The organism is Crossiella cryophila (assembly GCF_014204915.1).
Taxonomy (GTDB): Bacteria; Actinomycetota; Actinomycetes; order Mycobacteriales; family Pseudonocardiaceae; genus Crossiella; species Crossiella cryophila.
Window position 1 is genome coordinate 1,096,365 of sequence record NZ_JACHMH010000001.1, and the last position, 19,113, is coordinate 1,115,477.

Genomic DNA, 19,113 nt, shown 5'->3' on the forward strand with positions numbered 1-19,113 from the left:
AGGCAGGATGTCATCCGTGGGAGAGACGGTCATGCCGCTGTGGCGCGCACTCGTGTGGTTGCGCGTGGTCACGCTGCTGTTCGCGCTGGGCGGGGTGTTGGTACACCGCGCGCAGTACGAGCGGGAGTGGCTCGGCTGGGTGGTCTTCGGCGTGATGACGGTCTGGACCGCCTTCACCGTCTACTGCTACTCCAGGGAGAGCGGCCGCCGGACCTCGGTGGTGGTGGCCGATGTGCTGCTCACCGCCGGGCTGCTGCTGGCCTGCTGGTTCGTGCACGACCGGACCTACATGCTCTCCTCGGCGCCGACCGTGGTCACGGTGTGGGCGCCGGGCTGCGTGGTGGCCGCGGCGGTGCTGCACGGACGCGGTCCCGGCATGCTGGCCGGGGCGATCGTGGCCGGGATGAGCTGGCTGATCCGGGGCCGCTTCGACACCGACATCGCCAGGGACACCGTGCTGCTGGTCGGGGTCGGCTTCGTGCTCGGCCTGGCCTCCTCGGTGGCCAGGCGTTCGGCCGAGCGGCTGCACCGGGCCCTGCAGGCGGAGGCGGCGACCAGGGAGCGGGAGCGGCTGGCCCGCTCCATCCACGACGGGGTGCTGCAGGTGCTGGCCAGGGTGCGGCGACGCGGCCGGGAGCTGGGCGGGGAGACCGCGGAACTGGCCGAACTGGCCGGTGAGCAGGAAATAGCGTTGCGCGCACTGGTGTCCAGCCAGCCACCTGAGTCCACTGTGGACGGTGAGGTGGACCTGCGCCCGCAGCTGCAGCTACTGGCCACGCCGCGGTTCCAGGTCTCCGCACCCGCCACCCAGGTGCTGCTGCCGGCGCACACCGCGGCCGAGCTGTGCGCGCTGACCAGGGAAGCACTGTCCAATGTGGACGAACATGCCGGCGGTGCGGCACGGGCCTGGGTGCTGGTGGAGGACCTGGGCGAGGAGGTCGTGGTGAGCATCAGGGACGACGGGCCGGGCATTCCGGACGGCCGGATCACCGCGGCCGAGGCGGAGGGACGAATGGGCATCGCGCAATCGATCCGGGGGCGGGTGCAGGACCTGCATGGCACGCTCGCCCTGCACACCGGGGCCGGGGAGGGCACCGAGTGGGAGGTCCGCGTGCCGAGGCAGACAACGAAGGGGGGACGGCGATGAATGCGCCGAAGGTGACGGTGATGGTCGTCGACGACCATCCGATCTGGCGCGACGGGGTAGCCCGTGACCTGGCCGAACGCGGGTTCGAGGTGCTGGCCACCGCCGGCGACGGGGACGCCGCGGTGCGCATCGCGCGGGCGGTGCGCCCGGACGTGGTGCTGATGGACCTGAACATGGGTGAGACCTCCGGCGTGCAGGCGGCCGGGCTGATCACCGCGGAACTGCGCGAGACCAAGGTGCTGGTGCTCTCGGCCAGCGGCGAGCACGACGACGTGCTGGAGGCGGTCAAGGCAGGCGCCTCCGGCTACCTGGTGAAGTCGGCCTCGGTGGAGGAGCTGATCGACGCGGTGCGCCGGACCGCCGCGGGCGACGCGGTGTTCACCCCCGGCCTGGCCGGGCTGGTGCTCGGCGAGTACCGGCGGATGGCCACCACCCCGGACGGCGGACCGGCCGCGCCGCAGCTCACCGAACGGGAGACCGAGGTGCTGCGGCTGGTGGCCAAGGGCATGACCGCCCGGCAGATAGCCACCAGGCTGGTCATCTCGCACCGCACGGTGGAGAACCACGTGCAGTCCACGCTGCGCAAACTCCAGCTGCACAACCGGGTCGAGCTGGCCCGCTACGCCATCGAGCACGGCCTGGACGTCGAGGAGTGAGGGTGGCCGGAGAGCTGGAGCACCGTCACCTGCTGGTCTCCGACGCCGAGCGGATGCACGTGGTGCAACTCCTGGAACGGGCCACCGGCCTGGGCCGGATCAGCCTGGCCGAGTTCACCGTCCGCTCCGACCGGGCGCTGACCGCGCGCACCCGCGGTGAGCTGAACGCGGTGCTCATCGACGTGCCGGGGATGGTGCTCAACGAGTCGGTGGCCCGCGGCGAGCTGGTGCTGGGCCACAACGCGATGTCCTCGCTGGAGCGCCGCGGCCGGTGGGTCGTGCCCGGCAGGCTGGTGCTGCGCGGCAAGGCCGGTCACACCCTGCTCGACTTCACCGAGGCGGTGATCGCCGAGCCGGTGGTGACCATCGAGCTGCACAACGCGCTGGGCAGCACCACGCTGATCGTGCCGGAGGGGGCCACGGTGAACGTGGACTCGCTGGCCATGACCGCGGGCACCGTCACCGACAAGGTCGGCGGCGGCGAGCACCCCGGTGACCCGCACTTCATCCTCACCGGGGTGATCCGCTTCGGTTCGGTGGAGATCAAGCGCCCGGCCCGGAAATCCCGGTTCTTCCGCCGCTGACCCCCAGCCCGCTCAGTGCAGGGCGGCGTGCGCGGCGGTCCTGGCGTGCGCCGGGTCCTTGGCGGCCAGCGCGGCTCGGGCGGCCAGCTGGCAGGCGTCCAGCCGGACCCCGGCGAGCCTGGCGCCGACCTGGGTCAGCGCGGCGTTGTTCATGGACAGGCTGGTCAGGCCGAGTCCGGTCAGCACGCAGGCCAGATCCGGATCCGCGGCGGCCTCGCCGCAGACCCCGGCTGGCTTGCCGGTGGCGGTGGCGGCCTCGCCGACCAGGGCGATCAGCCGGAGCAGCGCGGGCTGCCAGGGATCGTTGAGGGTGGCCAGCGCGCCGAGCATGCGGTCGGCGGCGAAGACGTACTGGGCCAGGTCGTTGGTGCCGAGGCTGACGAAGTCGACCGCGTCCAGCACCTCCCGCGCGGCCAGTGCCGCGGCCGGGATCTCGATCATCACCCCGGCCCTGGTCACCCCGGCGGCCCTGGCCCGCTCGGCGAACCAGGCGGCCTCCTCGGCGGTGGCCACCATCGGCGCCATCACCGAGACCTCGGCCCCGGTGTCCGCGGCGGCCGCGACGATCGCTTCCAGCTGCCGGTCCAGCACGCCTGCGGACTCCCTGGCGATGCGCAGACCGCGCACGCCCAGTGCCGGGTTGGGCTCCTCGACGGTGTTGAGGAAGGGCAGCGGCTTGTCCGCGCCCGCGTCCAGGGTGCGCACGATGACCGGCTTGCCCTGGAACGGGGCGAGCACCGCGGCGTATGCCTCGCGCTGGGCGGCCACCGTGGGTTCCTCGGTGGCGGAGAGGAAGCAGAACTCGGTGCGGAACAGGCCGACGCCCTCCGCGCCGGTGGCCACCGCGGCCTTGGCGTCCTCGGCCGAGCCGACGTTGGCCAGCACCTTCACCCGGTGCCCGTCGGCGAGCTTGCCGACCCCGTTCCACTCGACCTTGGGCCCTCGGGCCACCGCCTGGGCGGCCACCGTCCCACCCGGCGCGGTGACCAGGCCGGTGCCGCCGTCCACGACCAGCCCGGCCGGGTCCAGCGCGAGCACACCGCGGCAGGCCACCACCGCGGGGATGCCCAGCGAGCGGGCCAGGATCGCGGTGTGGCTGGTGGGGCCGCCCTCCTCGGTGACCAGGGCCAGCACCAGCGCCGGGTCAAGGCCCGCGGTGTCGGCCGGGGCCAGGTCGCGGGCCACCAGCACGCTCGGGGCGGTCAGCGTGGGCACGCCGGGCATGGGCACGTCCAGCAGGGTGGCCACGATCCGGTCCCGCACGTCGTGCACGTCCCTGGCCCGTTCGGCCAGGTAGCCGCCTGCCGCGGCGAGCATGGTGGCGAAGCCGTTGGCCGCCTCGAACACCGCGCGCGGCGCGGGCAGGCCGCGGTCCCTGACCAGCTTCTCCGCCTCGGCCAGCAGCGCGGGGTCGGCGGCCATCGCGGCGGTGGTCTCCAGCACCACCCTGGACTCGCCCTCGACGGCGGCGGCCCGCCGGTTCAGCTCGGCCACCACCGCGTCCGCGGCCGGTTTGATCAGGGCAGCCTCGGCCGCGGCGTCCGCGGGCGCCGGGCCGGCCGACGGTTCCGGCAGCGGCTCGGCCACCCTGACCACGGGCCCAGCGGCCTGACCTGGGCTTACTCCGACACCGACCAGCTGGGTTCCCGACATGGTCTAGACCATACCGAAGAAGTAGGGGTTCCCGACTCCGTGACGCGGATCACGCAAGGTGACCAGCCGGGCACCGGTGATCAACACCATCGCCTGACCCCTTTCCCCGTTCGAGTCGACGGCCATCGCTTTCCGCGTTGGCCGCACTCCGCTTGCTGAACCCGGATTTCGCTGCCAGATCGTGTCCGGAACCCAACGATAGCCGGTTTCTTCTACTGGCTGTAGTCGACAAAACCCTAGAACGGCGGGAATTCGGGGGACGGGACCGCGCTCAGTGCTTCCCCGCGATCAAAGTTCACCTTGGCTGGTGACCCTCCATCACTCCTCCCGCGGAATACCGTGCGCGCGAGCCGATCTTCGACTCAGCTAATTCCTGTGACCGTATTCCCGGGAGCGTGACGTGAGAAGACCGATAGGGCTGGTTGCAGCAGCCACCCTTGCGGCGACCAGCGCGGCTGTCCTCGTCCACCCAGCACCCGCAGCCGCGGGCGAGGGTGACGGAACACTGCGTGTGAGCGTTGTCCGTGATGTCAACGGCAATGGCACTTATGAGCCCGCGCTGGAAGTGGGCGTCAGTGGAATTCCGTTGACCGTGACCGATCCGAGTGGCGGCTCGGCATCGGCGACCACGGCCGCTGACGGCACCGTGACGGTCCCACTCGGAAACGTCTCGGGCGGCAAGTACCGCGTCGAGGCGAGCATTCCCGAGTCGATGTCCTACCTGAAGCCCGCGCCGGCAGGCGGCAGTCTCTCCTCACTCACCGAATTCGTCGACGTTTCCGGCCGCAAGAACGTCACCGTGACGATGGGCGTGTGGAACCCGGCGGACTACTGCCAGGCCAACCCGGCGCTGGCCACGGCCTGCCAGCGGGATGTGTACCTGGTCAAGGAGAACGCGGGCGCCCGTTCGCTGGTGAGCTTCCCGTTCACCGCCCGCGGCACCTCGCCCGCGCCGACCCAGCTGGCCGGTCAGGGCCAGACCGGCACGATCTTCGGCATGGCCTACCGCAAGGCGGACAAGCGGCTGTTCTCCGGCGCCTTCGCCAAACGGCTCGCGCTCTACGGCCCCGGCGGCGCCGGCGCGATCTACGTGACCGCGGCTGGCGGGGCGACCACCCGGTTCGCCACCGTGCCGAACGCGGGCTCGACCGCACACGCGGTCGGCACCAACTTCGACGGCGGGTTCTACAGCGTCCCCGGCAAGGAGAGCCTCGGCGACCTCGAGATCTCCGACGACGGCAAGGACCTCTACGTCGTCAACATGGCGGACAAGAAGCTCTACGTCTACGACGCCACCGCGGCCACCGCGACCGCGCCGAAGGGTTCCTACGCCATCCCGGCGACGGCCTGTGCCGCCGCGGCCGACTGGCGGCCGGGCGCGCTGGGCGTCAAGGACGGCGTGGTCTACGTCGGCGGCGTCTGCTCTGGCGCGTCCAGCCAGAAGCTGTCCGATGTGAAGGGCGTGGTGTTTCCGTTCACCGGCAGCGCCTTCGGGGCCGCGGTGGTCAACAAGACGCTGGACTTCCAGCGTGGCGAGGCGTTCCGGGACACCGGCACGACCTGGCGCCCATGGCTGGACACCTGGGACCTGAACAAGATCCCGCACAGCCGGGCCGGGTTCGACCCTGGCTCCGAGAACACGGCCTACCCGCAGCCGCTGATGACCGACATCGGCGTGGAGAACGACGGCGACCTGGTGCTCGGCTTCCGGGACCGCTTCGGCGACCAGGTCGGCCAGCAGACCCCGTCCCCGGACGGCAGCGCCCGCGGCACCACCTACAACGCGGTGGTCGGCGGTGACTACAACCGGGTCTGCAAGCAGTCCGGTGGTGGCTTCGTCTGGGAGGGCGGCGCGGGCTGCCCGAACAACAACACCGGCTCGGACAACGGCGGCGAGCCGGACTCGGTGGTCGAGTACTACCCTGGCGAGTTCTTCAACCGGCACCAGGAGACCGGGATGGGCGCGGTGGCGATCGTGCCCGGCGCCTCCCGGATGCCCGCGACCGTGATGGACCCGGTGGACTACCGCGCCAGCGGCGTCGGCTGGTTCGACCGGGTCAACGGCACCATGCAGAACGACGAGCGCTCCAACGCCTACGAGGTCCTGGACGAGACCAGCGAGGGCTGGGGCAAGGCCAACGGCCTCGGCGACCTGGAGGCGCTCTGCGACCAGGCCCCGGTGCAGATCGGCAACCGGGTCTGGTTCGACGCCGACTCCGACGGCGTGCAGGACGGCGGCGAGCCCGCGCTGCCCGGGGTCAAGGTGACCCTGCTGGCCTGCGGCAGCACCACGGTGCTGGGCACCAAGACCACCGACGCCAAGGGCCAGTACTACTTCGGCGCGGCCGAGGGGGTGAAGCCGGAGAGCTGCTACACGGTGAAGTTCGACTACTCCGCCGCGGACACCTCAGGTCTGCCGGGGGCGCCACCACCGGCCACCCTGAACTGGACCGGCAAGGAGGCCGGGGCCAGCCGGACCGTGGACTCCAACGTCGACCCGGCCACCGGCGCCGCCACGGTCAACGTCGGCCCGGCAGGCGCGGACGATCACAGCGTCGACGCCGGTGTGACGGTCGCCCCGCCGAACAAGCTGGGCGACCTGGTCTGGGTGGACACCAACCGCAACGGCGTGCAGGACGCCGGGGAACCGCCGGTGCCCGGGGTCAAGGTGACCGCGAAGAAGCCGGACGGCAGCGCGGCGGGCACCGCGACCACCGACGCCACCGGCAAGTACCTGATCACCCCGTTGCCGGACGGCGCCTACACGGTCTGCTTCGACCTCTCCGGCCTCGCGCCCGAGTACCAGGGCTACCTGCCCACCAGGCCGAACGCCGGCGGTGACGACGCCAAGGACTCCGACCCGGATCCGGCCACCGGCTGCACCGCCAGCACCACGCTCGGCCCGGACAAGCGGGAAGACCTGACCCTGGACGCGGGTATCCGGCCGGGCAACCGGCTCGGCGACTACGTCTGGATCGACGCGAACAAGGACGGCGTCCAGGACGCGCCGGAGAGCCCGGTGCCGGGCGTGCCGGTGATCCTCAAGGACGGTTCGGGCGCGGTGGTCGGCAACACCACGACCAACGCGAGCGGGCAGTACCTGTTCGACAAGCTGAAGGACGGCACCTATCAGGTCTGCTTCGACCTGACCAAGCTGCCGGCCAGCGTCGGTGACTACGTGCCGACCAAGGCCAACGCGGGAACCGATGACGCGAAGGACTCCGACGCCGATCCGGCCACCGGCTGCACCGCGACGACCACGCTGAACATCGACAAGCCGGAGGACCTGACGCTGGACGCGGGTCTGATGCCGCCGGTGAACCAGCTGGGCGACTACGTGTGGATCGACACCAACAAGAACGGCCTCCAGGACGCGCCGGAGACGGGCGTCGAGGGGGTCAAGGTCACGCTGCTCAAGGGCGATGGCGCCGAGGTCGGCAGCACCAGCACGGACGCGAACGGCAAGTACCTGTTCACCGATCTGCCGGACGGCTCCTACCAGGTGTGCTTCAGCCTGAAGAGCCTGCCGCAGGCGGTGGCGGACTACCTGCCGACCACGCCCAACGCCGGTGCGGACACCGCCGACTCCGACGCCGACCCGGCCACCGGCTGCACCGAGGTGGTCGAACTGGGTGCGGGCAAGCGGCAGAACCTCACCCTGGACGCCGGTCTGGTCAGCCCGCCGAACAAGCTGGGTGACTACGTCTGGGTGGATGCCAACAAGAACGGTCTCCAGGACGCGGGCGAGAAGCCGGTGGCCGGGGTGACCGTGGTGGTCAAGAACGGCGGCGGCACGGAGGTGGGTCGCACCACCACCGATCCGCAGGGCAAGTACCTCTTCGACAAGCTGCCCGACGGCAAGTTCTCGGTCTGCTTCGACCTCAAGAGCCTGCCTGCCGACCTCGCCGACTACCAGCTCACCAAGCGCTACGCCGGTGACGACGGCACGGACTCCGACGCCGATCCGGCCACCGGCTGCACCGAGCCGGTGGACCTCGGACCGGGCAAGCGGGAGAACCTGACCCTGGACGCCGGGCTCACCAGCCCGGTGAACCGGCTCGGCGACTACGTCTGGATCGACGCCAACAAGAACGGCCTCCAGGACGCGGGCGAGATCCCCGTGGCCGGGGTGACCGCGGTGCTGCGTCCGGTCAACGGGCCGGAGCAGACCACCAAGACCGACGCGCAGGGCAAGTACCTGTTCACCGATCTGCCCGATGGTGGTTACCAGGTCTGCTTCGACGTCAAGAAGCTCCCGGCCAACGTCGGCGACTACACGCTGACCACGGCGAACACCGGTGACGATGCCAAGGACTCCGACGCGGACCCGGTCACCGGGTGCACGCCGGTGGTCCAGCTGGGCACCGGCAAGCGGGAGAACCTGACGCTGGACGCGGGCCTGGTGGCCCCGGTGAACCGCCTCGGCGACTACGTCTGGGTGGACACCAACCGCAACGGCGTCCAGGACCAGGGCGAACCCCCGGTGCCGGGCATCACCGTGAAGGTCAGCAACAAGGCTGGCGAAACGCTCACCACGAAGACCAACGAGCAGGGCAAGTACCTCTTCGAGGGGCTGCCCAACGGCCTCTACCAGGTGTGCTTCGACCTGAAGACGCTGCCTGCGGCCAACGCCGGCTACCTGCCAACCAGGCAGGACGCGGGCTCGGATGACGCGAAGGACTCCGACGCCAACGCCGACGGCTGCACCAACCCGGTGGAGCTGACCGTGGGCAAGCGCGAGGTGCTCACCGTCGACGCGGGTCTGCGCGAGCCGAACCGGCTCGGCGACTACGTGTGGGTGGATGCCAACAAGAACGGTCTCCAGGACGCGGGCGAGAAGCCGGTGGCCGGGGTGACCGCGGTGCTCAAGGACGCCACGGGCAAGCAGCTGGCGACCATGAAGACCGACGACAAGGGCAAGTACCTCTTCGGCAAGCTGCCGGATGGCACCTACCAGGTGTGCTTCGACGGCAAGTCGCTTCCCGCGCCCTACGGTGACTTCCAGGTCACCAAGCCGAACGCGGGCGCGGCGGATGTCGACTCCGATGTCGACCCGGCGACGTGGTGCACCAAGACCACGACGCTCGGCGTGGACAAGCCGGAGGACCTGACCCTGGACGCGGGCATCGCGGAGCCGGTCAACCGGCTCGGCGACTACGTGTGGGTGGACAAGAACGGCAACGGCCTGCAGGACCCGGATGAGCCAGGGGTGCCCGGCGTGCCGGTGAAGGTGGTCGACAAGGACGGCAAGACCGTCAAGGAGACCACCACCGGCAAGGACGGCAAGTACCTGGTGGAGGGCCTGCCGGAGGGCAGCTACACGGTCTGCTTCGGGCTGAAGAGCCTGCCGTCCGCGCTGGCCGGCTACACGCCGACCAAGGCGGCGGCCGGGGATCCGGCGAAGGACTCCGACGCCGATCCGGCCACCGGGTGCGCCAAGCCGGTCGCACTCGGACCGGGCAAGCGGGAGAACCTGACCATCGACGCGGGCCTGCTCGCGCCGAAGGTCGGACCCGGTCCCGGACCTGGGCCTGGCCCCGGTCCGCGGCCCGCTCCAGTGGTTGACCAGGGCAAGCTGGCCGACACCGGCGCCGATGTCGGGTGGCTGCTCGCACTGGGCCTGCTGGCCCTTGGCGGCGGCGCCGGGCTGATGCTGCTGGCCAGTCGGCGACGCCGACGCTCCGACAGCGTCTGACCTGGGCTAGCCAGCCAGTAGAAGCCGAAGGGCCGCCATCTCCCCAGATGGCGGCCCTTCTGTTGTCAGTCGTCCCCCTGGCAGGCCCCCTCGACCCGCCCCTGACACTGACTTCTTCTCTCCCGTCCACCCCCTCGTGCTGCCCGCGACGGCGGAGCAGGCACCCTGTGCACGGAAAAGACCTGGATGCGCCTCCGCCAGCCACACCGCGGGAGTGGCGGGGGAGGCGCACTTCCGGCTCCCACGACACACACTCTGCCCGGTACGGACCCGCCGAGACATCCGTGCGAATACCTACATCTCGCACGGGTTAACCCTTCGTGATCTGTTGGCTACTGAAGCGATACAGAACTTTCGGCGGCTTGTGTAATCGAATAACCTTGACCTGTAATCGAATACACAACGGAACGTAGTAAGTCAGATACACGACGGGGGACTTCCCCACCCACGTCTGGAGGATCGGGTCGTTGGCGACCATGAAGGACGTCGCACTACGTGCTGGCGTCTCCACCGCCACGGTGTCCCGGGTACTGAACGGCCATGCCGCGCCCACTGACGCCACTCGCGAACGCGTGCTCACCGCGGTCGCGGAGCTGGGGTACCGGCCCAACGTGCTGGCCCGGTCCCTGCGCATGCACAGCACCCAGACCCTGGGGCTGGTGATCAGCGATCTGCTGAACCCCTTCTTCGGTGAGATCGCCAGGGCGGTCGAGGACGAAGCGCGCAAGCACGGCTACTGCGTGGTCTTCGGCAACGCCGACGAGAGCGACGAGCAGCAGCGCCGCTATGTGCGCACGCTGCTGGACCGCCGGGTCGACGGCCTGCTGGTGTGCCCGGCCAGCGATGATCCGGAGTGGCTGGCCGAGGTCAACGACAGCGGGGTGCCGCTGGTGCTGCTCGACCGCGCGGTGCCGGCCAGCGACGCCCCGGTCATCCGGGCCGACGGCGTTGCCGCGCTGCGTGAGCTGGCCAAGCACCTGCTGAGCCTTGGGCACCGGCGGATCGGCGTGATCGCCGGACCGGAGAACACCAGCACCGGCCGGGAGCGGCTGGCCGCGTTCACCTCGGCACTGGCCGAGCTGGGCCTGGCCGCGCAGGCCACCCAGATCGCGCACGGCGACTTCCGCCGGGCCAGCGGCGCCAGGGCCACCGGCGAGCTGCTGGACCGCCCGGACGCGCCCAGCGTGCTGGTGGCGATGGACAACCTGATGGGCCTCGGCGCGCTCGAAGAGCTGCGCAGGCGGCGGCTGCGGCTGCCCCAAGACGTCGGCCTGGCCGTCTACGACGACCTGGCCTGGTTCCCGCTGTTCGATCCGCCGATCACGGTGATCGCCCAGCCCACCGAGGAGATGGGCAGCGCGGCAGTGCGCGAACTGCTCGGGCTCATCTCGGGCGAGCGCGCGAAGAACGTGAGTCTGTCGGCCAAGTTGATCGCCCGCGGCTCGTGTGGCGAACACGGAGGAATTGCATGAGCGTCCTGCTCCGCGTCGAAGGTGTCACCAAGCGGTTCACCGGCGCGCTCGCGCTGGCCGATGTGGATCTCGAGGTGCGCGCGGGTGAGGTGCACGTCCTGCTCGGTGAGAACGGGGCAGGCAAGAGCACGCTGGTCAAGGTGCTGGCCGGGGTGCACAAGCCGGATGCGGGGAAGGTGTTCCTGGCCGGCGAGCAGGTGAAGATCACCTCGCCGCTGCACGCCCGCGCGCTCGGCCTGGCCGTGATCTACCAGGAGCTGACCCTGGTCGGGCAGCTCTCGGTGGCGGAGAACCTGTTCCTCGGCCGCCAGCCGCGCCGCTTCGGCGTCATCGACCACCGGCGGATGCGCCGGGACGCGGTGCCGCTGCTGGACCGGGTCGGGCTCAAGGTCGACCCGGCCACCCCGCTGAGCAAGCTGGGCATCGCCCAGCAGCAGATGGTGGAGATCGCCCGCGCGCTGGACCAGGACGCCCGGATCCTGGTGCTGGACGAGCCGACCGCGGTGCTCACCGAGAGCGAGACCGACCGGCTGCTGGAGATCATGGACCAGCTCCGGCGGCAGGGCGTCGGCCTGGTGTTCATCACCCACCACCTGGAGGAGATCCGCCGGATCGCGGACCGGATCACCGTGCTGCGTGACGGGCGCAGCGTGGGCGTGCTGCCTGCCGGGTCCACCGAGGACGAGATGGTCCAGCTGATGGTCGGGCGGACCATCGAGGAGCAGTACCCCCGGCGGGCCGAGGAGGGCGGCGCGGTCGCGCTCAAGGTGCACAAGCTGTGCCGCAAGGGCGCGTTCGCCGATGTCTCCTTCGAGGTCAAGGCCGGTGAGGTGCTCGGCATCGCCGGGCTGGTCGGCTCCGGCCGAACCGAGGTGGCCCGCGCGGTCTTCGGCGTGGACGGCTACGACTCGGGCCAGGTCGAGGTGGCCGGGCGGAAACTGCCCGCGGGCAACGTGCAGGCCACCATGCGGGCCGGGTTGGGCCTGGTGCCGGAGGACCGCAAGGGCCAGGGCCTGGTGCTGACCTCCAGCGTGGGGGAGAACCTGGGCCTGGTGACCCTGCGCGGGACCAGCCACCTCGGCCTGATCGACCGGCGCGGGCAGGCCCGCAAGGCCGAGGAGATCTCCGGCAAGCTGCGGGTGCGCTGCGCCGGGCTGGGCCAGACCGTCAAGGAACTCTCCGGCGGCAACCAGCAGAAGATCGCCATCGGCAAGTGGCTGCTGGCCGACCCGCAGGTGCTCGTGCTCGACGAGCCGACCCGCGGCGTGGACGTGGGCGCCAAGGTCGAGATCTACGAGCTGATCAACCAGATGACCGCCAACGGGCGCGCGGTGGTGCTGATCTCCAGCGACCTGCCCGAGGTGATCGGGATGAGCGACCGGGTGCTGGTGATGGCCGGCGGCCGGGTGGCGGGCGAACTCAGCGCGGCCGAGGCCACCCAGGACGCGGTGATGGCACTGGCCGTCTCCGACCCGGCTGCCCGGCGCCGGGTGCCCAGCTTCAGCGCGGCCTGGAACGAGGCCGAGCAGGCTGAGCAGCTCGACGCGCAGAACCGGCAGGACCAGGACGAACCCGGCGGGATCACCGTCGACAGCACTCGGGAGCAGCGGGCATGACCACCACCACCGGAACCACACGGCGGCGGAAAGGGCCCGACATCGGGCGGCTGCTCTCCGACAACGGCGCGCTCGGCGGCCTGCTGCTGCTCGTGGTCACCCTGAGCCTGCTCACCCCGACCTTCCTGACCGCGCAGAACCTGCTCAACGTGGGTGTGCAGGCCGCGGTGGTCGCGGTGCTCGCCTTCGGCCAGACCTTCGTGATCGTCTCCGCCGGTGTCGACCTCTCGGTCGGCAGCGTGGCGGCGCTCTCGGGCATCGTGGCCGCCTACACCGCGGCCGAGACCGGTCTGCCCGGCTGGCTGGCGCTGATCGCCGGGCTCGGCGTCGGCGCGCTGGCCGGCCTGATCAACGGCGTGCTGGTCAGCTACGGCAGGCTGCCCGCCTTCATCGCCACCCTGGCCATGCTCAGCGTGGCCCGCGGCCTGACCCTGGTGGTCTCCCAGGGCGCGCCCAAGGTCACCCCGGACGAGGTGACCTTCCTCGGCTCCACCATCGGGGACTTCCTGCCCGTGCCGCTGCTGGTAATGCTCGGTGTGCTGGCTCTCACAAGTTTCATCCTCAACCGGACCTACCCGGGCCGCACGATGTACGCGATCGGCGGAAACGAGGAGGCGGCGATGCTCTCCGGCATCGACGTCCGCAAGAACAAGCTGATCATCTACGCGCTGTCCGGGCTGTTCGCGGGCATCGCGGGCATCCTGCTGGCCGGTCGGCTCGGCTCGGCCGGGCCGCAGGCCGCGGTCGGGTACGAGCTGGACGCGATCGCCGCCGTGGTCATCGGCGGCGCCTCCCTTTCGGGCGGAGTCGGCAGAGCCAGCGGCGCTTTCGTCGGAGCTCTGGTCCTCGCGGTATTGCGCAACGGGCTCAACCTGGTCCAGGTTTCTCCTTTCTGGCAACAGGTCGTGATCGGCGTGGTGATCGCCGTGGCCGTCCTGGTTGACACTCTTCGCCGCCGCAGTCGCTGACCGATGAGGACCAGCAGAAAGGGAAACTCCGCAATGAGGCACTCCAGGCGGGCCATCCTCGCCGCCGCGACCGCCGCCGCACTCGTGTTCGTCGCCGCCTGCGACCCGAGCAGTGACGCGAACACCCCGGCCCCCGGTGGGGAGATCGTGATCGGTTTCGCGTCCTCCACCCTGACCAACCCCTTCTTCCTCCAGCTCAAGGAGGGCGTCCAGCAGGGCGAGAAGGAGCAGGGCGTCAAGGTCATCTACATGGACGCCAACAACGACGCGACCACGCAGCTCACCCAGGTGCAGAGCCTGGTGAGCCAGCGGGTCAAGGCGATCCTGCTCAACCCGGTGGACACCGAGCAATCCAAGCCCGCGGCCATCGCGGCGGAGAACGCGCGCATCCCGCTGGTCGCGGTGGACCGCGCGGTCACCGGTGGCCGGGTGATCTCGGAGGTCTCCTCGGACAACGTGCAGGGCGGGGTCGAGGCGGCGGCCGCGCTGGCCAAGGCCACCGGTCCCGGCGAGGTGCTGCACCTGCAGGGCCTGCTGGGCACCTCGGCCAGCCGGGACCGCGGGGAGGGCTTCCAGCAGGGTCTGGCGCTGCGCTCCAGTGTCCGCATCGCGCTGTCCAAGACCGCCGAGTTCGACCGGGCCAAGGGCATGTCGGTGACCACCGACATGATCACCGCCAAGTCCGGGGTGAAGGGCCTCTTCGCCGAGAACGACGACATGGCGCTGGGCGCGGTCCAGGCACTTGGCGAGCGCGCGGGCAAGGACTTCCAGATCGTCGGCTTCGACGGCACGCCGGAGGCGCTGGCCGCGGTGGACAGCGGCAAGATGGCCGCCACTGTGGCCCAGCAGCCGAAGGAACTGGGCCGTCAGGCGGTTGAGCAGGCGGTTCGCTACCTCAAGGGTCAGACCGTCCGGAACCTCATCGAGATCCCGGTCCGGGTCGTCACCAAGGCGAACGTCCGAGAGTTCCTGAACAACTGAGCACCAGTCACACCCTTTGAGTTCCACCGGCCCCCACCCGGTAGGTAAGGAAAGGTAACCCCGAATGAAGATGCTCAACCGCGCCGTGTTCGCCACCCTGGCGGCGTCGACCCTGGCGTTCACCGCGGCATGCGGCGGCGGCGCCGGCACCGGCAACTCCGGTTCCGGTGAGACCGTGATCGGCGTGACCCTGTCGACGCTGTCCAACACCTTCTTCACCACCCTGCGGGACGCGGCGCAGAAGGCCGCGGACGGCGCCAAGGTGAAGCTGGTCGTCCAGGACGCGCAGAACGACGCTGCCACCCAGCTCTCCCAGGTGCAGAACTTCGTCAGCCAGGGCGTCAAGGCGATCATCATCAACCCGGTCGACTCCGACCAGGCGACCCCGGCCGCCAAGCTCGCGGAGAACGCCAAGATCCCGGTCATCGCGGTGGACCGGACGATCAACAACGCCACCGTGGCCGCCTCGATCGCCTCGGACAACGTCCAGGGCGGCCAGCTCGCCGCGGACACCCTGGCCAAGCTGGTCGGCTCCGGCGACGTGCTGCACCTGCAGGGCGTGCTGGGCACCTCGGCCAGCCGCGACCGTGGCCAGGGCTTCACCACCAACATCAAGAACGCCGCCGGGATCAAGGTCGCCGCGACCCAGACCGCGGAGTTCGAGAAGGCCAAGGGCATGTCGGTGACCACCGACCTGCTGCAGGCGCAGGCAGGCACCAAGGGCGTCTTCGCCGAGAACGACGACATGGCCCTTGGCGCGGTGCAGGCACTGGGTGACCGCGCGGGCAAGGACGTGAAGGTCGTCGGCTTCGACGGCACCGCGGACGCGATCACGGCCATCGAGTCGGGCAAGCTCTCCGCCAGCGTGGCGCAGCAGCCCGCCGAGCTGGGCAAGCTCGCCATCGAGCAGGCGGTGAAGGCGGCCAAGGGCGAGAAGACCGAGGCCAAGATCTCCGTCCCGGTCAAGGTCATCACCAAGGACAACCTGGCCGAGTTCAAGAAGTGATCACATCGCTGACCGCGCTCACGGACATCGTGGTGGTCGGGTCCGCCAACGCGGACCTGGTGACCACGGTGGCTCGCCGTCCTGCCGCCGGTGAAACCGTGCTGGGTTCTGACCTGCGGGTCTCGCCCGGTGGCAAGGGCGCGAACCAGGCGGTCGCGGCCGCCAGGCTCGGCGCCGGGGTGGCCTTCCTCGGCGCGGTCGGCGATGACGAGCACGGCCAGCTGCTGCTGGAGTCGATGCGGTCGGCGGGGGTGCGCACCGAACACGTGCGCACGCCCGACCGGCCCACCGGCATCGCACACATCACGGTCACCCCGGACGGGGAGAACTCGATCGTGGTCTCACCCGGCGCCAACGGCACGCTCACCACCGCGGACATCGACCGGGCCGCCTCGGTGATCGCCATCTCCACCGTGGTGCTGGTGTCCCTGGAGGTGCCCATGCCCGCCGCGTTGCGCGCCATCGAACTGGCCCGCGCCGCCGGCGTGCGCACGGTGCTCAACCTGTCCCCGCCCGGCCCGCTCACCGCGGACGCGCTGGCCGCGCTGGACCCCTTGATCGTCAACGAGCACGAGGCAGGCTGGCTGCTCGGCGCGGAGACCACCAGCGCGGACGGTCCGGCGCTGGCCGAGGCGCTGCTCGCGCTCGGACCGCGTTCGGTGGTGGTGACCCTCGGCGGCCGCGGCGCGGTGGTGGCCACCCCGGACTGCGTGTCCACGGTGGCCGCGCCCAGGGTCAGCCCGGTGGACACCACCGGGGCAGGCGATGCCTTCACCGGCGCGCTGGCCGCCCGGCTCTCCGCCGGGGACGAGCTGCTGGCCGCGGCGAGGTTCGCGGTGCACGCGGCGGCGATCTCGGTGACCCGCCCCGGCGCGCAGCCCTCCTACCCGACCCGCGGCGAGGTGCGCGCGTGAAACGCGGCGGCATCCTGCACGCCGAACTGAGTGCCGCACTGGCCCGGCTCGGTCACACCGACGAACTGGTGATCGCCGACTGCGGTCTGCCCATCCCGGACGGCCCCAAGCTGATCGACCTGGCCTTCTCCTTCGGCGTGCCGACCTTCCTGGACGTGCTGGACGGGTTGCTGCGCGAGCTGGTCGTGGAGAGCGCGCTGGTGGCCAGTGAGATGAGCGCGGCCAACCCGCGCTGCGCGGTGGCCATGGCCGAGCGGCTGCCCGAGCTGGAACGGGTGGACCACGAGGAGTTCAAGCGCCGGGTCTCCGGTGCGAAGCTGGTCGTACGGACCGGCGAGGCCAGCCCGTACGCCAACATCCTGCTCCGCTGCGGCGTGCCGTTCTAACTCGCGCCGACCGGCGCCTCACCCTCCTCCTTCACCGCGGCCACCAGTCGCGCGTACCGGGTGCCGACCACCAGCAGCACCAGTCCGGCGCCGAGCACCGCGGCCACCCTGGCCAGCCCGTCCAGCGCGGCCAGGTCGAAGAGGAACAACTTGGCCAGCGCGATGCCGAGCAGCACCATCCCGGTGACCCGCAGGTGCGCCGAGCGGATCCCGCGCAGCAGCAGCACCAGCGCGGCCGCGGTCCAGCTCAGCGTGACCAGCACGTGCCCGGTGAGGAAGCCGTCCCGGTCGGGCAGCGCGAGCAGCGCCGTGCCGAGCACCGCGGTGGCCGTGCCGTAGAGCGCGATCACCGCCGCGATCAGCCACAGCGGCCGTTGGTCGGCGCTTTCCGCCGGACCACGCAGCAGCCCGGTCCGGTAGGCGGCCACCGGCACCGCCACCGCGACCGCGGCCAGCAGCAACCCGGCCACCGGCGTGCTCACCTCGACCGGCGCGACCGGCTCCTGGATGAGCAGCTTGACCGGGATGGTGCCGATCAGCGCGGCGAACAGCCCGGTCCAGGCGTAACCGAGGGCGCCGAAGAGCGGCAGCCTGCTGCGTTGCCACCAGGCCAGTCCGGCCAGCACCAGCGCGCAGCCGAGCAGGGTGAGCGAGCGGGAGTTGCCCTCGGCGTAGGTCATGATCGCCTGGAATATGCCGATCAACCCGATCGCGGCGGCGGTGATGGCGAACCGCCTGGTCAGCCACTTGCCCGCGGCGGCGAAGGCGAAGGCCACCAGGGCGAAGCCGAGCGCGGCCCTGGTCGCGCCGACCTGGTTGAGGATGCCCGCGGACAGCAGCGGCGGCACCGCGGCCGAGGCCAGCACCACCAGCGGGACCGGGTCGGTTGGGCGCTGCCGGGCGGCGGCCGCGGCCAGCAGCATGGCCAGCACCGCGGCGCCGAAGCCGACCGCGATGGTGGCGTACTGCTCGGCCGCGGTGAGGATGGCGCGCAGGCTGGCGGCCACCGAGCCGAGCAACGCGGGCAGTGTGGCCGCGGCGATCAGTCCGGACCACTGCCGGATCAGCTGCACCGGGGCGGCGGCCAGGGCGAGCACCATCAGGAAGCCGACCAGCAGCGGGGTGAAGGCCATGGTCAGCATCGGCGCGCTGAGCGCGGCGCCCAGCACCACGCCGACGGCCAGCGGCTGGGCGTCCCAGCGCACCGCCAGCCACAGCCCGGCCGCGGTGACCACGAGTCCGGCCACCAGTCCGCCCTGCGCGGGCAGGAAGTCGTGCAGTGAGGTGGCCGCGACGATGTCCAGGTAGAGCGCGGCGAATCCGGTGGCCGCCAGCGCGTACCCGGTGGTCCGCCCGCCGGGCCGGGTGTAGGCCCGCAGCGCGAGCCCGACCAGGGCCAGTCCGAGCACCGCACCGCCGACCACCCTGGGCACCGGGCCGAAGTAACCCCGCTGCGCGGCCAGGACCAGGAACAACACCAGGCCGAGCAGGGTGACGCCGCCGCCGACCCAGGTGACGATCCGGCTGTTGCGGCGTTGCCGCGCGGCCGGGTCCATCGGCGGGGGTGGCGGTGGGGGCTGCCAGGGCGGGATCGCGCCCGGCGGCATGCCCATGGGCACCGGCGGCGGCCCCACCGGCATCGGCATCGGGGCGTGCGTCGGCATCCCGGCCGGAACCGGGAACTGCCTGGTCGGAGCCGGTGGCGGCGGTGCGACCGGCACGGGCGGCGCCACTCCCGTGCTTGCCTGCACCGCGGAGCGCAGCTCCGTCTCCAGCGCCTGCAGCCGCAGGCCCATCTCGCGGAGTTCCTGCGCCACACGCAACACCGGTTGAGCGGTCATGTGCGACAGGGTGCGGCCTGTGCACACGTTGGTAAATCCGCAGGACTACTCAGTCCGCGTTACAAACTGGCCGCGACCAAGCTGTGGATAACTAGAACTTGCAGCTCAGAGCGGCAATTTTCACCCACGAGGAGCAACCTGCCAGCAGGTTTCTCCACAACTGATCCCCAGTTGTCCACAGCTTGTCCGGGGAC

13 protein-coding genes are annotated in these 19,113 nt (G+C 71.0%); 11 read left to right on the plus strand and 2 right to left on the minus strand.

What is annotated here, in order from left to right; all coding sequences use genetic code 11:
- Positions 1-7 precede the first annotated feature (7 nt).
- Genes macS through HNR67_RS05250 form a run of 3 tightly spaced genes read left to right on the plus strand, consistent with a single transcriptional unit; the run spans position 8 to position 2,387 of the window.
- Positions 8-1,147, plus strand: a complete 1,140-nt coding sequence (gene macS / locus HNR67_RS05240) for a MacS family sensor histidine kinase (RefSeq protein WP_185000984.1) — start codon at positions 8-10, stop codon at positions 1,145-1,147.
- Positions 1,144-1,803, plus strand: coding sequence for a response regulator (locus HNR67_RS05245; RefSeq protein WP_185000985.1), 660 nt, complete (start codon positions 1,144-1,146; stop codon positions 1,801-1,803). The genes macS and HNR67_RS05245 overlap by 4 nt, the downstream gene beginning before the upstream one ends.
- 2 nt (positions 1,804-1,805) lie before the next feature.
- On the plus strand, positions 1,806-2,387 hold the full coding sequence (locus tag HNR67_RS05250; protein ID WP_312986480.1) for a DUF1707 SHOCT-like domain-containing protein: 582 nt from the start codon (positions 1,806-1,808) through the stop codon (positions 2,385-2,387).
- A 12-nt stretch (positions 2,388-2,399) separates the two neighbouring features.
- On the opposite strand, the gene ptsP is transcribed toward HNR67_RS05250, so the two are convergent.
- Entirely contained in the window at positions 2,400-4,040 is a 1,641-nt protein-coding gene (gene ptsP / locus HNR67_RS05255; RefSeq protein WP_185000986.1) for a phosphoenolpyruvate--protein phosphotransferase, read from the minus strand.
- Between the two features lie 592 nt (positions 4,041-4,632).
- Between ptsP and HNR67_RS05260 the strand changes: the two genes are divergently transcribed.
- The 8 genes from HNR67_RS05260 (at position 4,633) to rbsD (ending at position 17,078) form a co-directional block, all read left to right on the plus strand.
- A complete protein-coding gene (locus HNR67_RS05260) occupies positions 4,633-9,735 on the plus strand; it encodes an SdrD B-like domain-containing protein (RefSeq protein ID WP_221489780.1) in 5,103 nt (1,700 codons plus the stop codon).
- Between the two features lie 476 nt (positions 9,736-10,211).
- Entirely contained in the window at positions 10,212-11,207 is a 996-nt protein-coding gene (locus tag HNR67_RS05265; RefSeq protein ID WP_246492897.1) for a LacI family DNA-binding transcriptional regulator, read from the plus strand.
- Positions 11,204-12,823: a sugar ABC transporter ATP-binding protein gene (locus HNR67_RS05270; RefSeq protein ID WP_185000989.1), complete on the plus strand. Its 1,620-nt coding sequence runs from the start codon at positions 11,204-11,206 to the stop codon at positions 12,821-12,823. Before HNR67_RS05265 ends, HNR67_RS05270 begins: the two co-directional genes overlap by 4 nt.
- Positions 12,820-13,791, plus strand: a complete 972-nt coding sequence (locus HNR67_RS05275) for an ABC transporter permease (protein ID WP_185000990.1) — start codon at positions 12,820-12,822, stop codon at positions 13,789-13,791. Before HNR67_RS05270 ends, HNR67_RS05275 begins: the two co-directional genes overlap by 4 nt.
- Before the next feature lie 33 nt (positions 13,792-13,824).
- Positions 13,825-14,772, plus strand: coding sequence for a substrate-binding domain-containing protein (locus HNR67_RS05280; RefSeq protein WP_185000991.1), 948 nt, complete (start codon positions 13,825-13,827; stop codon positions 14,770-14,772).
- A 64-nt stretch (positions 14,773-14,836) separates the two neighbouring features.
- Entirely contained in the window at positions 14,837-15,778 is a 942-nt protein-coding gene (locus HNR67_RS05285; RefSeq protein ID WP_246492462.1) for a substrate-binding domain-containing protein, read from the plus strand.
- Positions 15,775-16,692 (plus strand): ribokinase, encoded by a 918-nt coding sequence (rbsK, locus tag HNR67_RS05290; RefSeq protein ID WP_312986482.1) that lies wholly within the window; start codon positions 15,775-15,777, stop codon positions 16,690-16,692. The genes HNR67_RS05285 and rbsK overlap by 4 nt, the downstream gene beginning before the upstream one ends.
- A complete protein-coding gene (gene rbsD / locus HNR67_RS05295; protein ID WP_185000992.1) occupies positions 16,689-17,078 on the plus strand; it encodes a D-ribose pyranase in 390 nt (129 codons plus the stop codon). The genes rbsK and rbsD overlap by 4 nt, the downstream gene beginning before the upstream one ends.
- Here the strand turns inward: rbsD and HNR67_RS05300 are convergent.
- Positions 17,075-18,919, minus strand: a complete 1,845-nt coding sequence (locus tag HNR67_RS05300; RefSeq protein ID WP_185000993.1) for a DUF2339 domain-containing protein — start codon at positions 18,917-18,919, stop codon at positions 17,075-17,077. The two genes, rbsD and HNR67_RS05300, sit on opposite strands and share 4 nt — an antisense overlap.
- Positions 18,920-19,113: the final 194 nt, after the last annotated feature.

Excerpts from the sequence above, each read along its gene's own strand:
- HNR67_RS05285 (WP_246492462.1), top strand. The coding sequence starts at position 14,837 with ATGAAGATGCTCAACCGCGCCGTGTTCGCCACCCTGGCGGCGTCGACC.
- ptsP (WP_185000986.1), bottom strand. The coding sequence starts at position 4,040 with ATGTCGGGAACCCAGCTGGTCGGTGTCGGAGTAAGCCCAGGTCAGGCC.
- HNR67_RS05275 (WP_185000990.1), top strand. The coding sequence starts at position 12,820 with ATGACCACCACCACCGGAACCACACGGCGGCGGAAAGGGCCCGACATC.
- HNR67_RS05245 (WP_185000985.1), top strand. The coding sequence starts at position 1,144 with ATGAATGCGCCGAAGGTGACGGTGATGGTCGTCGACGACCATCCGATC.
- HNR67_RS05300 (WP_185000993.1), bottom strand. The coding sequence starts at position 18,919 with ATGACCGCTCAACCGGTGTTGCGTGTGGCGCAGGAACTCCGCGAGATG.
- HNR67_RS05270 (WP_185000989.1), top strand. The coding sequence starts at position 11,204 with ATGAGCGTCCTGCTCCGCGTCGAAGGTGTCACCAAGCGGTTCACCGGC.
- HNR67_RS05265 (WP_246492897.1), top strand. The coding sequence starts at position 10,212 with ATGAAGGACGTCGCACTACGTGCTGGCGTCTCCACCGCCACGGTGTCC.
- HNR67_RS05280 (WP_185000991.1), top strand. The coding sequence starts at position 13,825 with ATGAGGCACTCCAGGCGGGCCATCCTCGCCGCCGCGACCGCCGCCGCA.
- macS (WP_185000984.1), top strand. The coding sequence starts at position 8 with ATGTCATCCGTGGGAGAGACGGTCATGCCGCTGTGGCGCGCACTCGTG.